We start from the raw sequence: 20,059 nt of genomic DNA, 5'->3' as shown, positions 1-20,059 counted from the left end.
AATCGGGAATCGGTCATTGCTGTGCGCCTAGGACCGGAACGATCCAGGTCCGCACGGCGCCCGCCCGGCGCAGCGCCGCGCGCACGTTCGCGGCGCCGTCGCCGGTCTCGGTGAGGGCCAGGACGCATCCACCGAAGCCCCCGCCGGTGAGTTTCGCGCCGTACGCGCCGGCGTCGGACGCCGCGGTGACGAGGGTGTCTATCTCGGGTGTGCTGACGCCGAGTTCGGTCAGCAGGCCTTGGAATTCGAGCAGCGTCTTGCCGAGCGGCTCGGCGTGACCGGCCGCCAGATCCGCAGCCGCCGACTCGATCAGGTTCGCCGCCCGCTCCAGCAGCCGGTCGGCCGCTCTCCGGTCGGCGTCCAGCTTGCGGCGAACGGCGGCTACCGCGTGCTGCGTGGCGCCCGCCGTCCCCGTGTCGGCGATCACCAGGGCGGCGTCCAAGCCGACGGCCAGCTCGCGCGCCGTCCCGGCCTGGAACCGGATCGGCCCGGCCGCGACCGCGGCGCTGGCGTCCACGCCGCTGGCTCGGCCGTGTGCGAACTGTTCACCGCACTGGACCAACTCGTAGAGCGTTTCTGAGCCGACGGTCCGGCCGTAGAGGTCGGCAACCGCTCGCACCGCGGCCGCCGCGCACGCGGCGCTGGACCCCAGGCCGCGCGCGGGCGGGATCTCGCAGTCGAGCACGACCTCGACCACCTCACCCGCCGAACCCCACCGCCGCAACGCCTCCTCGACCGCGACGTGCGCACCGGACGACCCGGCGGATCCATCACCAGCGGTGAACCGAAACTGTTGTCCTGCACGGGAATCGATTCCTGAAGGAACCTCTGGTCCACCCCGGCGAGCGACCGCGCGCGCCTCGAGCGTCGGCAGGGGAAACGCGAGCGCGGGCGTGCCGTGCACCACCGTGTGCTCGCCGAGCAGGATCGCCTTGCCGTGGGCGCGACCGGCGCCGTGCCCGCTGCACGTGCGGGCGCCGTGCCCACTGCCGGTGCCCGCGGTGGGTCCACTGCCCGTGCCCGCGGCGGGTCCCGCGGTGGGTCCGCTGCCCTCGCGAACGCTGTTCACGTCGTTTCCTCTCCCAACTCGAGCAGGGGTCACCGGCTCGTTCCCGTACTGGGGACGAACCGGTGACGGACAGTGCACAGCCGATGGCCACGTCGATGTGCGGCGACCCAGGGCCACGGTCGTGCGGTAGAGCGGAAAACGTTTAGGTAGAACGCAACTCGGCCGTCACAGCGGCTGATCCGAACGGCCGAGAAGAGCTTGGCGCAGACGTGCCCGCGCCGAGGGACCGAGCGGCGACGGGAAGAAGGCCGGAACCTGCTCGGCGTAGGCGCGGTAGGCCGCGCCGAAGCGGGCGACCAGATCGCGCTCTTCCAGGAACGTGCCGAGCAGGATGTAGCCGGTCAACCCGACCGCCCACAGCAGATGCCCGACCGTCATGTCGCTGGCGCACCAGAACGACAGCAGCAGGCCGGTCATCAACGGATGACGCACCAAACGGTAGGGCCCGTGCACCTGTAGGCGGTCCATGGTCGCGTCCGGCACCTGGATGACGTAATGGCGGTACGCCTGACTGATGCCGAGCAGGTGAAAGTGGTTGAGCAGCAACGTCGCCGCGTAGACCAGCACGAAGCCGAGCCAGAACCCGGCGTCGAGCACGGTCCCGACGACACCGTCCGCCGACCAGATTCGTTGGGGCAGCGGCTGCCATGCCAGGCACATCACCCACACGACCAGGCAGACCATGACGATGTAGACGGTGCGCTCCAAGGCTTCCGGCACCCAGCGGGTGATGAACGCCTTGAACGCGGGTCGCGACATACCCGAGTGCTGCAAGCCGAACAGCGCCAGCAGCAGCACGTCGATGGCGATGGCCGGACCGGTCGACAGGTGCGGTCCCTCGTTGACGGTCTTGGGCAGCCACCAGCCTCCGGCGAACAACAGCAGCAGCGGCACGGTCACTCCGGCGACGCCGTAGACGCCGAAGGCCAGCAGGAACGGGACGAGCCGGCGGCGGTCCGTCAGCGCGCCCCGAACCTGTTGCTGCGTGGTGGTCAGATCCATGCGAACCAGGGCAGGAACCGCAGGCGGACCGTCCCCGTCTCCATCCGCTTGTCCAGCTTGGCCTTCCAGCGCTCGCCGTAGCGCGCGTCGAGGAAGCCACCGGGCCGGACCAGGCGCCACGACGACTGGATCGTCATCCAGTAAGGCACGATGACGGCCGCGTCGACCTGGCGCATGAAGTCGAGCTTGTCGGGGATCTGCGACCAGTGCACGCCCGGGTACCGGTGGTGCACGCTGTGGTAGCCCTGGTTGAAGATGAAGAAGTTCAGCCAGTTGCCCGCGGTGTTCAGCGATTTGCTCGGATCGTCCTCGAACACCCGCGCCGGGGCGTGGGTCAGCCAGGCGAAGTAGCCGGAGTTCACCTGCGTGATGAGGAACGGCAGGGCCCAGAACAGCGCGAACCGCTCGAAGCCCGCGAAGTACCAGATGCCCACCGGCAGCGCCAAAGCCAGCGTGAGATCGAGGACGAAGGTGTGGCGACGCTTGCGCCGGCCCTCGGACGGGTTGGCGGCGAAGATCATTCGCATGGTGTGGTTCTTGACGATCGTGCCGTACCTGATCCAGTACCACACGGCGCCGAGCCCGCGCTCCATGCCCTCGGTGGAGGTGACGTCGCCCGGTCCGTCGTTGAACCGATGGTGGTTGAGCACGTGCACTTCGCGCATCTCCGCCGAGGTCAGCGTGGCGGGCAGACAGCACATGATGTCCACGAATCGGTTCAGCCGCCGCGAGACGAACAGCGCCCGGTGCGTGTGCATGTGCATCACGCCGATGGTGAGCGAGAAGTTCAGCAAGGTCAGCAGGAGGATCAGTGGGGCAGCCAGGTACCAGTTCGTGGCGATCGGCACGAACAGGCCGAAGGACAGCAGCACGACCCACGCCACGATGTGCAGTAGCGGGCCGACGTTCGCCGGGTGCTCGAGCTTCAGCACCCGCCGGCTGAACGGCGGTTGGTCGGAGGACGCCGGGGGCGTTCCGTCGCCGGGACGGGTTGGCACGGTGGTCATAGGTGTTCTCCTCGGGTGTTGGTGGCGGGCGTTCCGATGCCGAAGCCGGTCGACGGACTGGTCACGGGCGATCTCCTCCAAGGGTTGTGCTGTCGAGGGCAGCCAACTGGAATCTTGTTGCGAGGGCGCGCATCTCGTCGGCTCCGCGGGGTGGCAGCCGGTCCAGGGCGCCGAAGGCCAGGTGATCGGCGATCATCATGGTGCGGATGTCGGAGGCGGAGAGTTTGCCCGTCAGCGGTTCGTCCGGCAGCGCCCGCACGAGGGCGAAGGTGGTGTCGACGATCAGCGGCACCATCGCGGGCGGGAGCCTGCTCGGGTCGACCGCGCCGAGCAGCCGGGCCGCGGCGTCGGAACCGGCGCCGAGCTCCGGCGAGGTGTCGAGGACCCGGTGGATCGCCGCGTCGGCGCATCGCTGCACCCGCTCGACCATCTTGGCCCAGCGCGCGGGCGACAGGATGGCCAGCGCGGTCGCACCGATCGGCCGCCGGTAGGGGACCGGCGCCCCGACCGTGGTGCACAGGAAGCCGGTCGTCGTGATGGCCATGTACGCCATCGCCGCCCGGGCGCCCGGGTTCGGTGTGCGCGGGCCGAGCCGGGCCAGCAGGGCGAACCCGCCCAGGGCCGGCGCGAGCAGTCGCAGCATCACCGCTCGGGTCAGTTCGGCGCGGTCGGCGACGCCGTAGAGCGCGAGTTCGCCGTCGCGCAGGTCGTTGGCCGCCTGGGCGATGACGCCGACGCATGCGGTGAGCTCGCGCAAATCCGCTTCGGCACAAGCCTCTTCGGCGGCCATCGTGCACGCGTAATGCGTCACGCGGCCGAGCACTCCCTCGCTGTAGGCGACCCGCGGGAGGGGCGAATCGAGGTTGCGGGCCATCACATCGCCGATATCGAGCAGCAGGCTGCCCACGCGTTCGCGTGCCGCGACGGGCAGCGCCGACACCAGTGCGCGCACGTCCGCGATGCGTTCGGCCAGCACCAGGTCCACGGCTTCGCTGTCGCGGACCGTGACACGCTCCGGCGGTGGCGGCGGGGTGTCGGTATTGCCGGTGAGGTACTCGGCGGCGGTCCGCACGGCGCTGCCCGCCAGCGGACGGTCGATCAGGTCCTCGTAGGCGTCGAGCACGCGACAGGCGAGCAGCGCCGCGGTGGCCTCGGCCCGCAGATCCGCGCCGAGGAAACCGATAGCGATGCCCATGTTGCGCGCCGCCGGGATCAGTGCCAGCCTGGCCAGCTCGTCCGGCGAGCCTGCCGCCCGCAGCGCGGTGAGATCGGGTGCGCGGCGCAGGTCGCGCAGCCCGTTGGCGAGGATGCCGAGTCTTCCTCCGGTCATCGGGACACCACCTGTAGCGCCAGGTTGCGCAGGTCGTCCCGCGCCGGGGTCGGCGGGAACGTCTCCAGCGCCTCGCAGGCCGTCTCGGCGGCGCGGATCGCGGCGTCGTGCGCGGCCTTGGTCGCCCCGCTGCGTACCAGGTCGGCCTGCAATTCGGCACTGGAAGTCGTTGAGGACAGCCACATTTCGCGAGCGTCTGGGCGTATCGCCAGCCATTCGATCACCGGCCAGGTCGGCACCCTGCGGTCCAGGTCGCCGCAGGCCTCCTTGCCGAGCGCGGGGTCGCCCTCGACGTCGCGCACGTCGTCCATGATCTGGAAGGCCAGGGAGAACTGCTCGGCGTAGCGCATCAGGGCGCGCAGCCGGTCGTGGTCGACACCGCCCGCCGTACCGCCGTAGGAGCAGGCCAGCCGGAACAGTGTGCCGGTCTTCGCGCCAGCGACGACCTCGTAGTGCCTGCGCAGCGCGGCGTCGTCGACGTCGGGAGTCATGGTCTCCACGAGCTGCCCCGCGGAAAGGTCCGAGATGCTGTCCAGATAGGTGACGCCGGGAGCCTCACCGAGGTGTGCGCAGACCACCGGGTTGTCTTCCAGTACCCGCGCCAAGACCTGTAATGCGGTGCCCGCCATGTGGAAGCCGACCCGGGCGGCGGTTCGGATGCCGAACAAGGCGGGCACCGAGGGGGAATCGCGCCGCAGCAGGGAGCTGTCGCAGATGTCGTCGTGGATCAGCGACGCTTCGTGGAGCATCTCCATCGCACAGGCCAGATCGACGGCGTCGGGGACGGACGCCGAGACGGCCGACGGCAGCAGGCGATGGCAGTCCAGTACCAGTCTGGCCCGGACCCGTTTGCCGGGGGCGGTCAGGACGTGGCGGTATATGTCGTCGAAATCGCCTCCGGTGACCAGGATTTCGCGCATCCTCTCGGTGACCATCGCCGCTTGGTCGACCGGCGCGGCGACCTGCTCTGCGGAGTCGGCGCGGGTATGTCCGTTCGCCGCCGGGGTGGCGACGTGCACGCGGCCGTCCGCGACCGCGGTGCTCGACCCTCCGGACATGGCCGCGACCAGGTGCCCGTCCTCCTGAAGTCCTGACGGTGACGTGGGATTGTCCATTGGCGGTGAGCTCCTTCGGTGTCATAGCGAGCGGAGTCGGGCATGCGGTGGCGACCACGGGCCTGAAGAGGGCGTGCGGTTACGGACGAATCGGCCGTTCGGGTAGCAGGCGTCGTTGCCGCCACCGCGACTTCGGTGAGCTGGTCGTCGCTGGTCTCGGTGAGTGCGGAGCGCAGCTAGGCGGCGATTTCGTGGTCGCCCGCGGGAGTCGGCGATGGTATCCGCCGAGCGATGGGTCCGCAGCTGAGTCCGGGGGGAGTGGTCCGTGGGGCGGATGGCAGTGCGACCGTCGCCCGTTCGGGAATCCACAGCTTTCCGGCTACGGAACCATCGCGTAACCGGGTCGACTTCGATGTCGAGTGCCGTGAAATGAGTTGTGCACCATTATGTTCGGAGCGAAGGTCGGCCGTGTTAGTCGGGGTGGCCCGGCGGCGCGACACAGCGGGGACATGCCCGTTGCCGAGACGGTCGAGCCGACAGATCTCGACCGCACCTGTTGGACGCGAGCATAGGCACTGCGCCCGAAGGGTTTTCACGTTCTTGTACAAAGACCCGGTTTCGTCCACAACCAGCACACCGTCCGGATCGCCGGGGTGCTCGTCCGCGTACGCGCGCAGATGGTCACGCACCCGGTAGTAGTCGTTCCACATGGTCTTGCTCTACGCCCGCCGCAGCCCGTCCATCACCCAGCGCAACCACGAGCGCAACAAGTTCTTCAACCACGAACATAGCGAAAGAGGCTACCGCACAACACATCTAGGCGCGCGTTGAAACCGACCGGAATTCTTTGGGCAAACTTCTGTGAGGAATCACATTGCACGACAATGCAACTCAGACAGACGCTGGTTCAGTGCTCGACCACCGGGCCTGGCGGAGGGTAGTCATGGAACGATCCCCAGTACCGGACCATCGCGAACCCGAATCAGACGGCCCTGCTCCGGAAATCGTTCGAGGGCAACATCATTCGATCGCTACTTGTTTGCTTCTACGTGCTCGTAGCGTATTCCGCAATGCGTCTGCCGCTACCCTCTCGAGGCGTGGGAAGTAGGCCGTGACGCCGCGACAGCCTTGCCGCGCGCGTTCGCGAACGCTATCGTTCGTTGATCGGCTCGCGATCCGAGCCGTTGACCCACGCGCGTCCGACAGCTTCGCGCTTTCGCTTCAAAGTGCTTGATAATAAACGAATCTCAGTCACCCCGCTGACACCGCGGCCTTCGCGACAGCGTCCGAAGAGGAATCGGATGCGAACCGGCCTACGGACGATCGGCGGCATCGGGGTGCCTGCTCGACGTGTTCCGCACTCTTCCATTGCTGACGAAATATGTTCGAGCACAATACTTTTCATCCGCGAGTCAGCGGGATGGCACGGCGCCGACGAATTCAACGGCATCCACCGGGCCGATCGTCTTCACGGTGATCACTGACGCGCCCACCACCGTGCCGCGTCCCTCGATTGCTGTCCAACACGTCGATCGCGCTGCTGACCACTGGGCCTGCGCGAGGTACCGCCGCCGCTCGTCTCGGCTCCCATTCCGCACCGGACGCCGGCGCTGCTACATGGGCGTTGGTCGCCCCCCAAGGTGCCGGTCTGATCGCGTTTTCAACTGTCACGGGTAGTCGATTTTTCAACCACACGAGCTCCGAACCGAAGCCCACCTTGGTGGGTTCGAACCACAAGGAGGGGGCGTCGTCCCGCACCCTGGGTGTCCTATCAGCGCAGGCCAGCGTCGAGCAGGCTGGACACCGTCACAACGACAGCGGGACCGCCCCGCCAGAACAACACGAAGGAGCAGCCCTTATGACGACCGACCAGCGCTCGACCCGCCGCACCCACCGCTTCGCACGCGCCCTGGCGATCGCCGCGGCACCCGCCCTGCTAGGTGCCGGCCTGGTGACGGCTGGCGTCGCCCAAGCCGAGCAGGACCCCAGCCTGCCGACCTGTTCCTGGCCCAACCTGGTGTGTGGCGGCCAGCAGGATCTGACCCCCGGCGGCCAGACCGACCTGACCCCGGGTGGCCAGACCAACCTCACGCCCGGCACATCGTCCGAGAACTACGACGCCTACGGTAACTACTACTACTACTGATCACCGCGCCGCCGTCCGGCACGCGCCCAGGAGAACCACACCAGCAACCCCGGGAGCTGCCCGCACCAGCGGCAGCACTCCGGGGTCGGAGGTAGCGCTGGATCGCCTGGTGCGCTGACGGCTCAGAGACTCGCGCCGAGCCAGGAGGCGAAGCCGACCAGGCTCTCGGTCTGGCGGCGCTGCGCTGCGGCGATGCCGAACAAAGTCTCCCGCACGGACGGATGCAGGCGCGTCTGCTGAGGCGCAGCGGCACGGGCCTTGTTGAGCGCGGCCAGGGCTTGATCGGGTTTGCCGGTCATCAGCCAGGCGCGGGCGTTGTCGTGCCAGTGGTGAGCCGCCCTCGGCGCGGCCATATCGGACGGAAGGGCCAAGGCGGCACCGTCACGCGCCGCTTTGCCAGGATCGCCCGCCTCGAGCTCGACCGCACAAGCGTGCACCTCGACGTTCCCCGGGCCGAAATCCGTCGTATAAAGCGCACTTTCCCCGGCCATCGGGCTCGCGATCCGCCGTGCCGCACCGATATGGGTCCGCGCGTCATCGAGGCGTCGTGCACGTGCGGCGACGATCGCCCCGCGCAGGTGGCTGTACCCGCGAAGGACTTTCTCCGCCTCGCTGTCACCGGGAACCAGAGCCAGGCCACGATCGACGAGGGACATCGCCACGTCGGTCGCTCCGTGTGCCATGAGAAGGCGCGACCGTTTGATCAGACTGCGGACGGCATAGGCGGGATCGTCGGCGTGGGATGCCGCCCAATCCAGCCGGTCCAGCACCAGCGCCGTCAACGACGAGTAGCCCAGTCTGCCGCACGCCCCCTCGGCGGCGATATACGCCGCGCACAGCATCTTGTACGCCTTCGCGCGGTCCCGGTCGTTTCGCGCGGCGTGGATCGCGCCGTACAACTGCCGGATCAGAGCGGGGAGCAGTACCAGGGCACGACGGGTGCGGTCGTTGCGCAGGGCCACCTCCACGGAGGCAAGGCCAGCGGACAGCTCCTCGAAAGAAGGCGGCTCGACCGCTCGGACATACGCGCCTTCGGCCAGCACCGTGCGCAACTCGGCGAGCCCTTCGATCGGACCGTCTTCGGCGAGAGTTTCGACATAGGGATTGCCATGAAGCCGCTCGGGTTCGATGCCGAGCGCGCCGCACACCGCCGCGATGAACCCCGGAGAAGCCACCTCACGCCCCTGCTCGACCGCCTTGACCATGCTCAGGCTGTACTTGGCCCGACCGGCCAACTGCTGCTGGCTCAGCCCAGCGATTTTCCGTTCCGCGGCGATCCGCTCCCCAGCGTGCTGGCCCATGCCTCGAGGGTAGATCGATCCCCACCGCACCGCCCCGCACTACTCGAAACCTGTCCCTGCACTGGCCTTTCGAACACATCCCAACCATCAAGCTGATACCTGGCCCCGCCGCCGGGTCGATGCGGTGCCCCCATCAGTTCCCGGCGGCGGGCGCTCCTCATATGTCGAGTGAACAAGGGGGTTCCGAATGGGTGTGTTCGACGCAGTGGTCAGGAGGCGGTTGTGAACGACACCCCGCCGAGCACCGATCCGTTCGCGCGGGTCGGCGCCGATACACCGCGTTCAAGGGTCGCCTATTACCGTACGGTGTGCGATCTGCCCGCGGTCGTCGAACCCGACACGGGGCGGATCAGTTTCACCGCGGGCATGGTGTGGGCGATCGAGATGCCTTCCGAACTCGGACAGTCGGTCGAATTCCACCTCGAAACCACCAAACAGGGCGGCGGGCCGATCGTCACCCACCCCCGATCCCGCACGTGGACATTCCTCGTGCGCTCGGACATCCCGGCAACCATGGTCGCGGCGCAAGCGGCGTTGTCTCGCAGTCGCCGAATCACGGTGCTGGGCAACGGTGATCGAATCGCGTTGCCGTCACCTGCCGATCAGGGCTCGGAGTATCGCGGGTGGATCACCGCCGCGCACTCGACGTTCCGCCCTTCCGGCCGTGCGGTGCTCTCCGGAGCGCACAGGTGCGCGACCTCGCTCCGCGAGCATTCGCGATGAGCACCGTCTCACCGCGACCGGAGGAGCCGGATGTGCACCTTTCGGTGTTCCTGCACGGAGTGCGCATGGACTTCGTCGCGTGCCTGACCGCCGCGCTGGTGTTCGTCGCCGAGCACCGCGACCGGCACTACGTCGACGCGGTGACCGTCGATGCCGCCGTGAACGGATTCCGGCGGCTGCCGAACGAGCGGCGTGCGCCACGAGGCGCTGTTATCCATGTTGGAGGTGGAATGACTCCGAAGTGATTGTGTCGCAGCACGATTGCTGTAGCTGAGGGCAGTCTGATCCGGGAGACGCCGGGGAGGGCGGAAAGCAGCCCTGACAAAGTCGGGACGTGCCAGCACCGCCGAATGGTGCGGGTCCGGTGAGCGTGGGACAGAGGTGGACGAGAGGAACCGGTGCCGTAAAGCTCCTCAAGTTCGGGTGCCAACTCCAACTCGGTGGATATGGGTTGGCTTGCGGTGCGTCTCCGATCGCCTTTTCGGATCGGGGAACTTCCCTGACAGATGGCCTTGTCGGAGGGGAAGGCCACGGTGAAAGTCTGCGGCGTAGCCGTGGCGAGGCCGCTGGAGCAAAGCCGGCCGCCTCCTGTCCCGAATGGATAGCAGTGAACGTGGGAACCATCTCGTTTCGCCCATTGGTGGTCGTGGCCAACGATTTTCGATGGGCAGGCTCGTCGTCGGCTGATGGAACGTGGTGGGGCGGAGGGGTCGTAGTAGTCCGAGCCCGGGAAAGCCGGGTACATGGCGAAGGACCCCAGTGGATGTCAACAGCGTGGGACTGTAATGGACGGAGTCATTCGTGAATTCGAGTGAATCGTGGCCGGGTTTCGATGAAGCCTGGTCGCGAGTACGGCGGATGCAGGCCAAACTGTACTTGTGGGCGACCCGGGATCCGGGTCGGGTGTTCGATGATCTGCATAATCTGATATGTGATCCGGCGTTTCTGGTGCACGCTTGGGAGCGGGTTCACGGTAACAAGGGCGGTCGGAGTGCCGGGATCGACGGGGTTGCACCCCGGTCGATCCCGAAAGAGTCGACAGAACTGTTATCGAGATTGCGGATCGAGCTGCGGGAGAGGGCGTTTCGTCCGCAGCTGGTGCGTGAGAAGCTGATTCCGAAACCGGGTAGTCCATCGAAGAAGCGCCAGTTGGGGATACCGACGACAGCGGACCGTGTCGTTCAGGCCGCGCTGAAGTTGGTGCTCGAGCCGATCTTCGAAGCCGGGTTCCAACCCAGTTCCTATGGGTTCCGGCCGAGAAGACGCACTCAGGACGCGATCGCTGAGATCCATCAATTCGGTTCCCGGGGTTATCACTGGGTGCTGGAGGCGGATATCGAGGCGTGTTTCGACCGGATCGACCATTCGGCCCTGCTGGAGCGGGTTCGTGGCCGAGTCGCCGATAAGCGTGTCATGGCCCTGGTCAAAGCCTTCCTCAAAGCGGGAATCCTTACTGAGGAGGGCGTGAGCCGGGATTCTCACACAGGAACTCCGCAGGGCGGGATTCTTTCGCCGCTGTTGGCGAATATCGCCCTGTCGGTGCTGGATGACCACTATCAACACAAGTGGGATGCCGACGTCTCGGGCTATAAAGACCCGCGTGGACGACGGAAATACCTGCGCCGGACCGGAGGAGCGACCTACCGATGCGTTCGCTACGCGGACGATTTCGTGGTCTTGGTCAACGGCGGACAACACCATGCCGAACAGGCCAGGATCGAGGTCGCCGAGGTTCTACGGCCAATGGGGCTGTCCCTGTCGCCGGAGAAGACTCGTGTGGTGCATATCGATGATGGGTTCGACTTCCTCGGCTGGCGCATCCAGCGCCGGGCGAAGCGAGGCACGAACCGGAAGAAGATGGTGATCTACACCTATCCGTCGAAGAAGTCGCTGGCTTCGATCGTCGGGAAGGTCAGACGCATCACCAGCAGATCGACAACCTATGTGTCGCTGGAGAAGATGCTCAAACACCTGAACCTCGTAGTTCGGGGATGGTGTATGTATTTCCGGCACGGTGTTTCCTCTGACACATTCAGCTACCTCGGTCACTACATGTGGCGAGAAGTAGCGCACTGGATGAACATGAAACACAGGCGCGTTCGCTGGCGGGAACTCCGACGCCGGTACTCCGATCCGAGGTATCCGGCCTACCGGCCAGCAGAGAACGGGACCGTGCTCTATAACCCCGCGGAAATAGTCATCGAACGATACCGATGGCGGGGTTACACGATCCCGACACCATGGAGCGCTTTGGCCGAACAACTCGACACACTCTCACGAGCATGACGTCCATGGAGAGCCGGATGCGGTGAGAGTCGCACGTCCGGTTCGGCGGGCGGCCAAGGGAAACGGGCTCGGAGCAATCCGGACACCGCGCCCTTGGTCGACCCGACTCTATCTCGAACCCTGACTCAGCGGAAGTCGGTGCCGCGGCGGGCGGAGAATGGACAGCGGCGGACCGTCAATCGCGGCGAGCCTGTATGCGCGCGAGTTCGTCGTCGGTGTAGTCGGCGATCCATACCCGTTGCAGCATGTGCCAGTCTGCCGGGTGTGCGGCGATACCGGCGGCGAATCGGTCGGCGAGGACTTGAGTCGTGTGGCGCACTCCGCCGGTTGTGTCGATCGGCGCGCCGACGTGGAATCCCCAGCCGCCGGGGGTGAACCAGCAGTGCACCGGCAGCAGCGGTGCGCCGGTGTCGATCGCCAGCCGGGCCGGACCGGCGGGCATGCGGGCCGGTTCGCCGAAGAACGCGACCGGCACGCCTCTGCCGGACAGATCGCGCTCACCGAGCAGCCCGACTATCCGCCCCTGCTCGAGTCGCGCGGTGAGGTGCTCGAACGGTGGTGTCGCGGCACCGGTGAGCGGGACGATCTCGAAACCCAAACTCTCACGGAACCGGACGAAGCGCCGGAACAGGGATTCCGGTGCGAGCCGCTCGGCCACGACGGTCGGTGAACCCACCCGCTGCACGATCCAGACCCCCGCCAAGTCCCAATTCCCGCTGTGCGGCAAGGCCAGCACCGCGCCGCGTCCGCGCTCGACCGCCTCGTGGATGTGTTCGAGCCCGGTGGCGGAGGATTCGATGGTCTCGGCCAGCCGCACCGGATCCATCGACGGCAGCCGGAACGCTTCACACCAGTAGCGAGCGTAGGAGCGCAGGCTCGCGTGCACGAGATCGTCCGGCACCTCGTGCGGGGCGGTGCCGAGTACCCGAGCCAGATTGCGCCGCAGTTGGTCTGGTCCGCCGTCACGGGCCGAGCGCTCGGCCGCCATGTCGAACAGCCGGCCAGCCCACCGCTGCGGCATGGAACGCACCAGCCGCCAGCCCGCCGCGTACCCGAGATCCCAGGCTCGGTCCTTCGGGTTCACGAAGTGTCCTCTCGGATACGAAACTCGGATGCGTAAACAGCGGTGACACCGCCGGATCCTCTTTCCCGACGGACATTCGGACGCGACAGCTATTACCTGTCGAACAAGCCATGTCGAGCTTCCTCCATGTCACACTGTAGCGATAAGCTGGCTATCTGCGCTGAACCCCGCCGATTTTGATTGGTCCATCGAACAATTCGAACGACCCGGGCGGCCACACCGTGTGCCGTGCCGGAACTCGCTGGCTAACTTCTCGCATGCAGGGGGCTTGATTGAGTACTGCTGCACCTCGAACGCTGCTCCAGAACGCGACCACCGCGCTGTGGCGCGGCGCGGCATCGCTACGCACCGTGCTGATCGTCTGCGGCGGAGTGGCGATCCGGCCGGGCGCCGATCTGGCTCGCGCGAGACTGCACGGGGTCGAGCTCCCCGGAGCGGATCTCACCGGAGCCGATCTCACCTCCGCCGATCTCCGCCAGGCCTACCTGGTCGAGGCGGTATTGGTCGACGCCAAACTCGCGCACGCCCAGCTCGACCACGCCGATCTGCGCGGCGCGGATCTCACCGGCGCGGACCTGACCCGAGTCGACGCGGCGGGAACGGATTTCTCCGAGGCCGAGATTCCGGGCATCGCGACGGCGAAAGACGTGACGTGGTCGGAAGCGACACGCTGGGGCGAGTATTCCGACGAGGTCCGTTCCCGCTCTCGATCCCTCGGCGGCGGCCGATACCGGCTCAATCCCTAAGAGCGAGGGGACGAATTTTCCGTTACCGAAGCCGATCTCCGCGGTGGCGGGCGCATGCCCGCACAACCGTGCTACATTCCGTCTGGACGTTAGTCCAATTCATACACGGGGTCGGGTATTTCGAGCGGAGAAACAGTGCTTGGGACCACGCGTACAGTGCTGGCGTCCGCCGCGGTGGCGATGCTGCCCCTCGCGGCCGCGGGACTGCCCGCCGGACCGGCGGCGGCCGATCCGGGGTATTCCGAGTATGTGGCGCTGGGGGATTCGTGGGCGGCCGATGTCACAGGCAGTCAGATCAGCACACAGTTCGCGCCGGTGAATTGCCTGCAGAGCGCCTTCAACTATCCGAAGCAGGTGGCCGCCGCGCTGTCGATACCGGTCTTTCGCGACGCCACCTGCGGCGGCGCCGAGACCCGGCACATGACGAGCCCGCAGGCCACGGCACTGGGCAGCAACCCGCCCCAATTCGACAGTCTTACTCCCACCACGGATCTGGTGACCCTGGGCATCGGCGGCAACGACGCCGCCCTGGCGAAGTCCGTGTTCACCTGCCTGACGCTCGATCCCGCCGCGACACCGTGCCTGGACAGAATGATCACCGGTGACACCGACCGCATGACCGAGGCCATCGGCGTCGCCGCCACCCGGGTGACCGCGACGATCGCTGGCATCCGCGAACGCGCCCCGCACGCCCGCATCCTGCTGCTGGACTACTTCGATGCCGTCGGCACCACCGGCGGCTGCTTCCCGGAGATTCCCATTTCCGACGCCGACGCGATCTGGCTGGGCGACAAGCTCATCGAGCTCAACCACATGCTCGCCCGCGTCGCCGCGGCCACCGGTGTGGAGTTCGTCGACACCCACACCGGCAGCACCGGCCACGACGCCTGCCAACCTCCCGGGGTGCGGTGGGTAGAGGGGCTCGTCCCGTTCTCCAGCACACCGGCCGGTCTCGCCGTGCCTTTCCATCCCAACCAGCTCGGGGCGGACTACCAGGCGCGGCGGGTGTTGGAGACGCTGGGCGCGTAGCGGTTTCGTGAACGCGGCTCAGCGCCTGGTGCGGGCCGCGGCGACGTCGTCGGTCGTTTTGACGAATCGTGCGATCAGCTCGGTGATCACCTCGGGCTGCTCGAGCGTGCTCGTGTGGCCGCAGTTGGGGACGATCTCGAGCGTGGCGTCCTTGATGCGGTCGGCGATCTGCTTGGCTTTGTCCGGCGGGGTGTCGATGTCGTCGGCGCCGACGACGACGAGGGTGGGCACATCGATGCGGTCCAGTTCCGGCAGGATCGCGCGGCGGTCGGCGACACCGATGATCGCGCGGTGGATTCCGGCGCGCTCGGATCGACTCAGCCGCCGAGCCCATTCGGCAATGACCGGCTCACCCGCCGAGCTGGCCCGAAACACCGGCCCGAACAGCAGATTCGCGGCGCGGTCGCGCACCAGGCTGGTTCCGGCGAGCCGGTAGACCAAGGCGAGCAGCTTGAACTTGGCGGACTGCACGGCGCTCTCGGCCTCGGCGCTGGTGTCGAGCAGGGTCAGCGAGCGCAGCAATTCGCCGCGGCGCGCGGCGATGCGTTGCCCCACGAACCCGCCCATGGACACGCCGACGTAGTGCACCGGTGCGAGATCCAGGTGGTCGATCAGGGCCACCACGTCATCGGCGAGAGTGTCCATGTCGTAGCCCGACGGCGTCGGTGCGCTGTAGCCCTGGCCGCGGAAGTCGATCGCGACGCAGCGGTAACGCGAACGCAGCGACTCGATTTGCGGTTCGAACATCCAGCCGCCGAACAACAGCCCGTGTCCGAACACGATGGTCGGCGCGTGCGGCCGCCGCGGCGGGAGGCCGGTGTCGATGTAGGCGAGTTCGGCGCCATTGATGTGACTGGTCGGCATAGTGACTCCTGCCTGGTCAGCGGTCGACTCATCGTCGCGGGGCTACAGGCTAGCGTCAGGTTGAGCAACGCTCAATAGTGGATGGAGCTTTGCACAACGGTGGTACCTTCGCCAGATGACCGCGTCCGGGAGCGCCCGCATCCGCTTGAGGAGCGAGGATCGTCGCCGACAGCTCATCGGCATCGGGCTGCGCCTGCTCGTCACCCGCCCGATCCACGAGCTCGCCATCGACGAGGTCGCCGCGGAGGCCGGCATCTCGCGCGGCTTGCTGTTCCACTACTTTCCGACCAAGCGCGACTACTACATCGCGGTAGTCCGGGCGGCGGGGGACCGGATGCTCGGTCAGACCGAAGTGCCCGAAGACGGAACGTCGCAAACGCGCGAGCACGCTGTCACCGATGGCTTCGTGAACTTCATCCGGCGTCGTCGCGCCAATTACGTGGCCTTGGTGCGCGCGGCCAGCGGCGGCGACGACCGAGTCATGGAAGTGTTCCAGGACGTTCGCGCGACCTTGACCGACCGGATCCTGCACGCGATGGGGCGTCCGGAGGCCGACGCGATGACGCGCCTCGCCGTCCGCGGCTGGCTCGCGATGGCCGAGGAGATGGCCGTGGAAGCCGACGACGACGTGGCCACCTCGGATCTGGTCGACTACCTCGTCGACGCCCTCGGCCGCCTGTTCGGCTCGCCCGCAGACTGACACCGCTGAACCCTGCATCGAGTCCTTCGAGGCGCGCCTTATTGAGCATTGCTTAGAAATGTTCTAATGTCGCCGTATCGGGGGAATCGACAAGGAGCCATCGTGGACTTCACACATTCAGCCGTCGCTCGTGACTACATCGACCGGGTACGCACGTTCATCGACAATGAGATCACGCCGCGCGAGGCGGACTATTTCGCCACGCTGCACGGTCTTTCGGACCGGTGGGTCGTCTCGCCCGTCGTCGAGGAACTCAAGGCCGCGGCGCGTGAGCAGGGGCTGTGGAACCTCTTCCTGCCCGACGACAAGTACGGGGCGGGCCTGTCGGTCGTGGAGTACGCGCCGCTGGCGGAGTTGATGGGTCGCTCGCTGCTGGCTCCCGAGGTGTTCAACTGCAACGCCCCCGACACCGGCAACGCCGAGGTGCTGGTGCACTACGGCAGCGACGCCCAGCGCGCGGAATGGTTGACACCGCTGCTGGAGGGCCGGATTCGTTCGGCGTTCTGCATGACCGAGCCGGACGCGGCATCCTCGGACGCGACGAACATGAGCGCGACCGCGATCGTGGACGGCGACAGCGTCGTCCTCAACGGCCGCAAGTGGTGGAGCACCGGAATCGGGCATCCGAACTGCCGATTCGTCATCTTCATGGGCCTGACCGATCCCGAAGCGCACCGCCACGCACGGCATTCGATGGTCTTGGTGCCGCTGGACACCGAGGGCGTTCGGGTGGAACGGATGCTGCCGGTGATGGGTTACTACGACGAGCCCTACGGCCACGGCGAAGTGTCGTTCACCGACGTCCGCCTGCCGCTGGACGCGATCATCGCCGGACCGGGCCGCGGCTTCGAGATCGCCCAGGGCCGCCTCGGACCGGGCCGGATCCACCACTGCATGCGCCTGATCGGCATGGCCGAGCGCGCGCTCGAGCTGGCCTGCGAACGGGCCAGCAGCCGCCACGGTTTCGGCAAACCGTTGATCAATCTCGGTGGCAACCGCGAACGCATCGCGCACGCGCGCATCGCGATCAACCAGGCGCGGCTGCAAGTCCTGCACACGGCGTGGCTGCTGGACACCGGGGGAGCCGCGGCGGCGATCAGCGAGCTGTCGCAGGTGAAGGCCTCGGTGCCGAGCATGGCCTACTCGGTGATCGACATGGCGATCCAGCTGCACGGCGCGGCGGGACTGTCCGACGACACCCCGCTGGCGGGGTTCCTCTCGGCGGCGCGGGCGCTGCGGCTGGCCGACGGCCCCGACGAAGTGCACCTCGGCGTCGTCGCCCGTGTCGAACTCGCCCGGTATCGGTACCGCGCGTGACCCGGCCGCACACATTCGAACCTCAGGAGGATCGTCGATGACCACCCGACAGCGCATTCTGATCACCGGCGCCAGCAGCGGCCTCGGCGAGGAGATGGCCCGCGGCTTCGCCGCGAAAGGACGCGACCTCGCGCTGTGTGCGCGCCGCGTCGAGCGGCTGCACCAGCTGCGCGACGAATTGCTCGCCGCGCACCCCGGCATTCGGGTCAGCGTGCGCGAACTCGACGTCAACGACCACGACGCGGTCTTCGAGGTGTTCCATGCCTTCCGCGACGACCTCGACGGCCTGGACCGGGTGATCGTCAACGCCGGGCTCGGCAAAGGCCAGCCGATCGGCACCGGCCGCTTCCACGCGAACCGGCAGACCGCCGAGACGAATTTCGTTGCGGCACTTGCCCAATGCGAGGCCGCAGTGGAGATCTTCCGCCGTCAGCGGTCCGGTCACCTCGTCGTCATCTCCTCGATCAGCGCGATGCGGGGCCTGCCGCGCAATCTCACCACCTATGCCGCGAGCAAGGCCGGTGTCGCGGCGCTGGCCGAGGGGATCCGCGCCGAACTGCTCGACACTCCGATCGCGGTCACCACGCTGTACCCGGGGTACATCGAGTCGGAGATGACCGCCGCCGCGGGCCGCACGCCGCTGATGGTGTCGACCAGAAAAGGCGTGCGGGCCATGGTCAAAGCCATCGAGGCCGAACGCGTCCAGGCCAAAGTCCCCGCCTGGCCGGGCTTGCCGCTGGCGGCCGCCATGCGGGTTCTGCCGCTGCGCGTCGTCGCCAAGGTCAGCTGATGGGCGATGAACACGGTGCGGTCCGCGCCCGTCGCCAGCCAAGCCACCTGCCCGGCATGCTCACCGCTGCCACCACAAGCAGACCCGCAACCCGGCGTTCCGTACGCTATGGCTCTCCGTGAACTACCTGCATCGGCGGTGCCGCAAGATCATTCAGCAGGCGCCTCGATAAGCAAACGCCACCACCGCGCAGTCGAAAGACCGCGCGGTGGTTCGTTTTTCAGTGCTTTTTGGGAGCTGAGGGTAAGCCTCCGAGGGAACCGCTCACATCCTCGCTCGATCGAGCAAGCGAGTGCCGAGGTCGGAATTCAGCAGGAAGCTGCCTGTCACGCCGCCGAGAAGCGCGGCGGTGTAGCCCTTGATCAAGAACAGTTCGGGCATGTCGATCGAACCCCAGTAGTTCAGGCCGACGTTGTGGTCCAGGCTCCAGCACAGCGTCTGGCACACGCTGTATGCCGCTGCCGCGCACAACGCGGTGACGAGGTAGGCGGCACGGGTGCCGGGGCGGAATCGGTGGCCGATCAGGTAAGTGATGCCGCCGACGGCCGCGCCCATGCCGATTCCGCACAAGCCGAGGGTCCAAACCAAACGCCATACGAGTGGGCCGTTATCGGGAAAGAGGATCAACCCGATGATCAAGAACAACAGTTCCCCTTGGAAACCCAGGGAAATGAAGACCTTGATCGTCCGGAGAGCTCGGCGTTCACCCTCGGACATCGACGGTCCTGCGGTCGTGGCGAAATTCGGCATCGTGGCCATTGAGTACTCCTGAATCTGCACCGGTGCGGGCCGGTGGTGTGACGACGCCGAGTGGGTCGCTGGGATGGCCGGTCGAGCGGTGGTCGACGGCTGGTGCAGAGTATGTCACATACCATAATGCATAGACCAGAGGGAGCGAGCGGAAGATCCTCGGCTAAGACCGCTCGGTCGATGTCGAGCGGCGTGCGCGGGAGAGGAAGCGCTGACTGTCGATCAGGAGTTCCAGCTGGTGCGCGACGTCGTCGAGCGGCTGCGGGCCGCGCCGTGACCGGCACAGCACCACAGCGCCTTCGACCGAGGCGATCGCCATGGTCGCCAGCTGCCCGGCATCGTCCTCGGCCAGACCCTCGCCGAGGAACGCCCGATGCAGTGCGTCCCACCAGCGTTGGAAGATTCCGGCCGTGCTGTCGAACAGTTCGGGCGCCTCGTCGTTGGAGCCGACGGCCACCGCGACCACCGGGCAGCCCGCGGTGAAATCGCTGTCGAGCAGCATCTGCCGCCAGAATCGCACGAACTCGTGCAGGATCGCGGTGGATCCCTCCGCGGCCGCCCCCTCGACGATGGCGCCGATCGCGTCCCCGGCGAATTCCAGGGCCTCGGTGATCAATTGCGCTCGGCCGCCGGGGAAGTGGTGATACACCGAGCCACGCGGCGAGCCGCTGCGGGCCAGGATCGCGTCGATCGTCACGCCGCCGACCCCGCGCTCGCGCAGCACTTCCACCGCACTGTGGATCATCGCCGCCCTGGTGTTCTTGGGCACGGCCCCTCCTTCGACGTCACGCGCGGGCCGAGTAGGCCCCGCAGTTTTATACACTATTGCATAATTCATAGAAGCCGTGTTTCACTGAGCC

19 protein-coding genes and 1 pseudogene are annotated in these 20,059 nt (G+C 67.0%); 9 read left to right on the top strand and 11 right to left on the bottom strand.

Annotated features, from left to right (window positions below):
• Positions 1 to 13: 13 nt before the first annotated feature.
• The 5 genes from mvk to T333_RS30065 form a co-directional block, all read right to left on the bottom strand.
• Positions 14 to 1,069 (bottom strand): mevalonate kinase, encoded by a 1,056-nt coding sequence (gene mvk, locus T333_RS30085; protein WP_496426597.1) that lies wholly within the window; start codon positions 1,067 to 1,069, stop codon positions 14 to 16.
• Positions 1,070 to 1,234: 165 nt separating this feature from the next.
• The gene (locus T333_RS30080) at positions 1,235 to 2,071 is read right to left on the bottom strand and encodes a methyltransferase family protein (RefSeq protein WP_496426596.1); all 837 of its coding nucleotides are present in this window, start codon (positions 2,069 to 2,071) and stop codon (positions 1,235 to 1,237) included.
• The gene (locus T333_RS30075) at positions 2,062 to 3,078 is read right to left on the bottom strand and encodes a fatty acid desaturase (RefSeq protein ID WP_496426595.1); all 1,017 of its coding nucleotides are present in this window, start codon (positions 3,076 to 3,078) and stop codon (positions 2,062 to 2,064) included. Before T333_RS30075 ends, T333_RS30080 begins: the two co-directional genes overlap by 10 nt.
• A gap of 61 nt (positions 3,079 to 3,139) precedes the next feature.
• On the bottom strand, positions 3,140 to 4,408 hold the full coding sequence (locus T333_RS30070; RefSeq protein WP_357247612.1) for a hypothetical protein: 1,269 nt from the start codon (positions 4,406 to 4,408) through the stop codon (positions 3,140 to 3,142).
• Positions 4,405 to 5,523: a polyprenyl synthetase family protein gene (locus T333_RS30065; protein ID WP_496426594.1), complete on the bottom strand. Its 1,119-nt coding sequence runs from the start codon at positions 5,521 to 5,523 to the stop codon at positions 4,405 to 4,407. Before T333_RS30065 ends, T333_RS30070 begins: the two co-directional genes overlap by 4 nt.
• Positions 5,524 to 7,321: 1,798 nt before the next feature.
• On the opposite strand from T333_RS30065, the gene T333_RS30060 reads away from it, so the two are divergent.
• Positions 7,322 to 7,609, top strand: a complete 288-nt coding sequence (locus T333_RS30060; protein ID WP_355001414.1) for a hypothetical protein — start codon at positions 7,322 to 7,324, stop codon at positions 7,607 to 7,609.
• A gap of 122 nt (positions 7,610 to 7,731) precedes the next feature.
• Here the strand turns inward: T333_RS30060 and T333_RS30055 are convergent, their stop codons facing one another.
• Positions 7,732 to 8,910, bottom strand: a complete 1,179-nt coding sequence (locus tag T333_RS30055) for a helix-turn-helix domain-containing protein (RefSeq protein WP_357247618.1) — start codon at positions 8,908 to 8,910, stop codon at positions 7,732 to 7,734.
• Positions 8,911 to 9,132: 222 nt separating this feature from the next.
• On the opposite strand from T333_RS30055, the gene T333_RS30050 reads away from it, so the two are divergent.
• From T333_RS30050 to ltrA, 3 genes are all read left to right on the top strand, one after another.
• On the top strand, positions 9,133 to 9,633 hold the full coding sequence (locus T333_RS30050; protein WP_357247621.1) for a DNA-directed RNA polymerase subunit beta: 501 nt from the start codon (positions 9,133 to 9,135) through the stop codon (positions 9,631 to 9,633).
• Entirely contained in the window at positions 9,630 to 9,878 is a 249-nt protein-coding gene (locus tag T333_RS30045) for a hypothetical protein (RefSeq protein WP_496426593.1), read from the top strand. Before T333_RS30050 ends, T333_RS30045 begins: the two co-directional genes overlap by 4 nt.
• Before the next feature lie 556 nt (positions 9,879 to 10,434).
• Entirely contained in the window at positions 10,435 to 11,919 is a 1,485-nt protein-coding gene (gene ltrA / locus T333_RS30040) for a group II intron reverse transcriptase/maturase (protein WP_496426592.1), read from the top strand.
• Positions 11,920 to 11,921: 2 nt separating this feature from the next.
• On the opposite strand, the pseudogene T333_RS30035 reads toward ltrA, so the two are convergent.
• Together T333_RS30035 and T333_RS30030 are read right to left on the bottom strand one after the other, a co-directional pair.
• Positions 11,922 to 12,026, bottom strand: a pseudogene (locus T333_RS30035) (hypothetical protein); the annotation flags it as partial.
• A gap of 68 nt (positions 12,027 to 12,094) precedes the next feature.
• Positions 12,095 to 13,003 carry a phosphatidylinositol mannoside acyltransferase gene (locus tag T333_RS30030; RefSeq protein WP_357247624.1) on the bottom strand — a complete coding sequence of 303 codons (909 nt, stop codon included), beginning with the start codon at positions 13,001 to 13,003 and terminating at the stop codon, positions 12,095 to 12,097.
• A 272-nt stretch (positions 13,004 to 13,275) separates the two neighbouring features.
• Here T333_RS30030 and T333_RS30025 point away from each other — a divergent pair, with 272 nt between their 5' ends.
• Both T333_RS30025 and T333_RS30020 read left to right on the top strand, forming a co-directional pair.
• Entirely contained in the window at positions 13,276 to 13,749 is a 474-nt protein-coding gene (locus T333_RS30025) for a pentapeptide repeat-containing protein (RefSeq protein ID WP_496426591.1), read from the top strand.
• 135 nt (positions 13,750 to 13,884) lie between these two features.
• A complete protein-coding gene (locus T333_RS30020) occupies positions 13,885 to 14,778 on the top strand; it encodes an SGNH/GDSL hydrolase family protein (RefSeq protein ID WP_496426590.1) in 894 nt (297 codons plus the stop codon).
• 18 nt (positions 14,779 to 14,796) lie between these two features.
• On the opposite strand, the gene T333_RS30015 is transcribed toward T333_RS30020, so the two are convergent.
• Positions 14,797 to 15,642, bottom strand: coding sequence for an alpha/beta fold hydrolase (locus T333_RS30015; RefSeq protein WP_355001407.1), 846 nt, complete (start codon positions 15,640 to 15,642; stop codon positions 14,797 to 14,799).
• Between the two features lie 115 nt (positions 15,643 to 15,757).
• On the opposite strand from T333_RS30015, the gene T333_RS30010 reads away from it, so the two are divergent.
• From T333_RS30010 to T333_RS30000, 3 genes are all read left to right on the top strand, one after another.
• Positions 15,758 to 16,342 (top strand): TetR/AcrR family transcriptional regulator, encoded by a 585-nt coding sequence (locus tag T333_RS30010; protein ID WP_355001406.1) that lies wholly within the window; start codon positions 15,758 to 15,760, stop codon positions 16,340 to 16,342.
• 102 nt (positions 16,343 to 16,444) lie between these two features.
• Positions 16,445 to 17,659 (top strand): acyl-CoA dehydrogenase family protein, encoded by a 1,215-nt coding sequence (locus tag T333_RS30005; RefSeq protein ID WP_496426589.1) that lies wholly within the window; start codon positions 16,445 to 16,447, stop codon positions 17,657 to 17,659.
• A gap of 37 nt (positions 17,660 to 17,696) precedes the next feature.
• On the top strand, positions 17,697 to 18,449 hold the full coding sequence (locus T333_RS30000) for an SDR family oxidoreductase (RefSeq protein WP_355001404.1): 753 nt from the start codon (positions 17,697 to 17,699) through the stop codon (positions 18,447 to 18,449).
• A gap of 264 nt (positions 18,450 to 18,713) precedes the next feature.
• Here the strand turns inward: T333_RS30000 and T333_RS29995 are convergent, their stop codons facing one another.
• Together T333_RS29995 and T333_RS29990 are read right to left on the bottom strand one after the other, a co-directional pair.
• A complete protein-coding gene (locus tag T333_RS29995; RefSeq protein ID WP_496426588.1) occupies positions 18,714 to 19,229 on the bottom strand; it encodes a hypothetical protein in 516 nt (171 codons plus the stop codon).
• A 133-nt stretch (positions 19,230 to 19,362) separates the two neighbouring features.
• Complete coding sequence (locus tag T333_RS29990; protein WP_496426587.1) at positions 19,363 to 19,968, bottom strand: TetR/AcrR family transcriptional regulator; 606 nt, start codon at positions 19,966 to 19,968, stop codon at positions 19,363 to 19,365.
• Positions 19,969 to 20,059 lie beyond the last annotated feature (91 nt).

The organism is Nocardia sp. CNS-044 (assembly GCF_059570515.1).
This window is presented reverse-complemented; position numbering and strand designations above follow the sequence as displayed.

Bases quoted from the DNA above. Each gene is read 5' to 3' on its own strand.
- T333_RS30080 (WP_496426596.1), bottom strand. From the start codon at position 2,071: ATGGATCTGACCACCACGCAGCAACAGGTTCGGGGCGCGCTGACGGAC.
- T333_RS30075 (WP_496426595.1), bottom strand. From the start codon at position 3,078: ATGACCACCGTGCCAACCCGTCCCGGCGACGGAACGCCCCCGGCGTCC.
- T333_RS30070 (WP_357247612.1), bottom strand. From the start codon at position 4,408: ATGACCGGAGGAAGACTCGGCATCCTCGCCAACGGGCTGCGCGACCTG.
- T333_RS30065 (WP_496426594.1), bottom strand. From the start codon at position 5,523: ATGGACAATCCCACGTCACCGTCAGGACTTCAGGAGGACGGGCACCTG.
- T333_RS30060 (WP_355001414.1), top strand. From the start codon at position 7,322: ATGACGACCGACCAGCGCTCGACCCGCCGCACCCACCGCTTCGCACGC.
- T333_RS30055 (WP_357247618.1), bottom strand. From the start codon at position 8,910: ATGGGCCAGCACGCTGGGGAGCGGATCGCCGCGGAACGGAAAATCGCT.
- T333_RS30045 (WP_496426593.1), top strand. From the start codon at position 9,630: ATGAGCACCGTCTCACCGCGACCGGAGGAGCCGGATGTGCACCTTTCG.
- T333_RS30015 (WP_355001407.1), bottom strand. From the start codon at position 15,642: ATGCCGACCAGTCACATCAATGGCGCCGAACTCGCCTACATCGACACC.
- T333_RS30010 (WP_355001406.1), top strand. From the start codon at position 15,758: ATGACCGCGTCCGGGAGCGCCCGCATCCGCTTGAGGAGCGAGGATCGT.
- T333_RS30000 (WP_355001404.1), top strand. From the start codon at position 17,697: ATGACCACCCGACAGCGCATTCTGATCACCGGCGCCAGCAGCGGCCTC.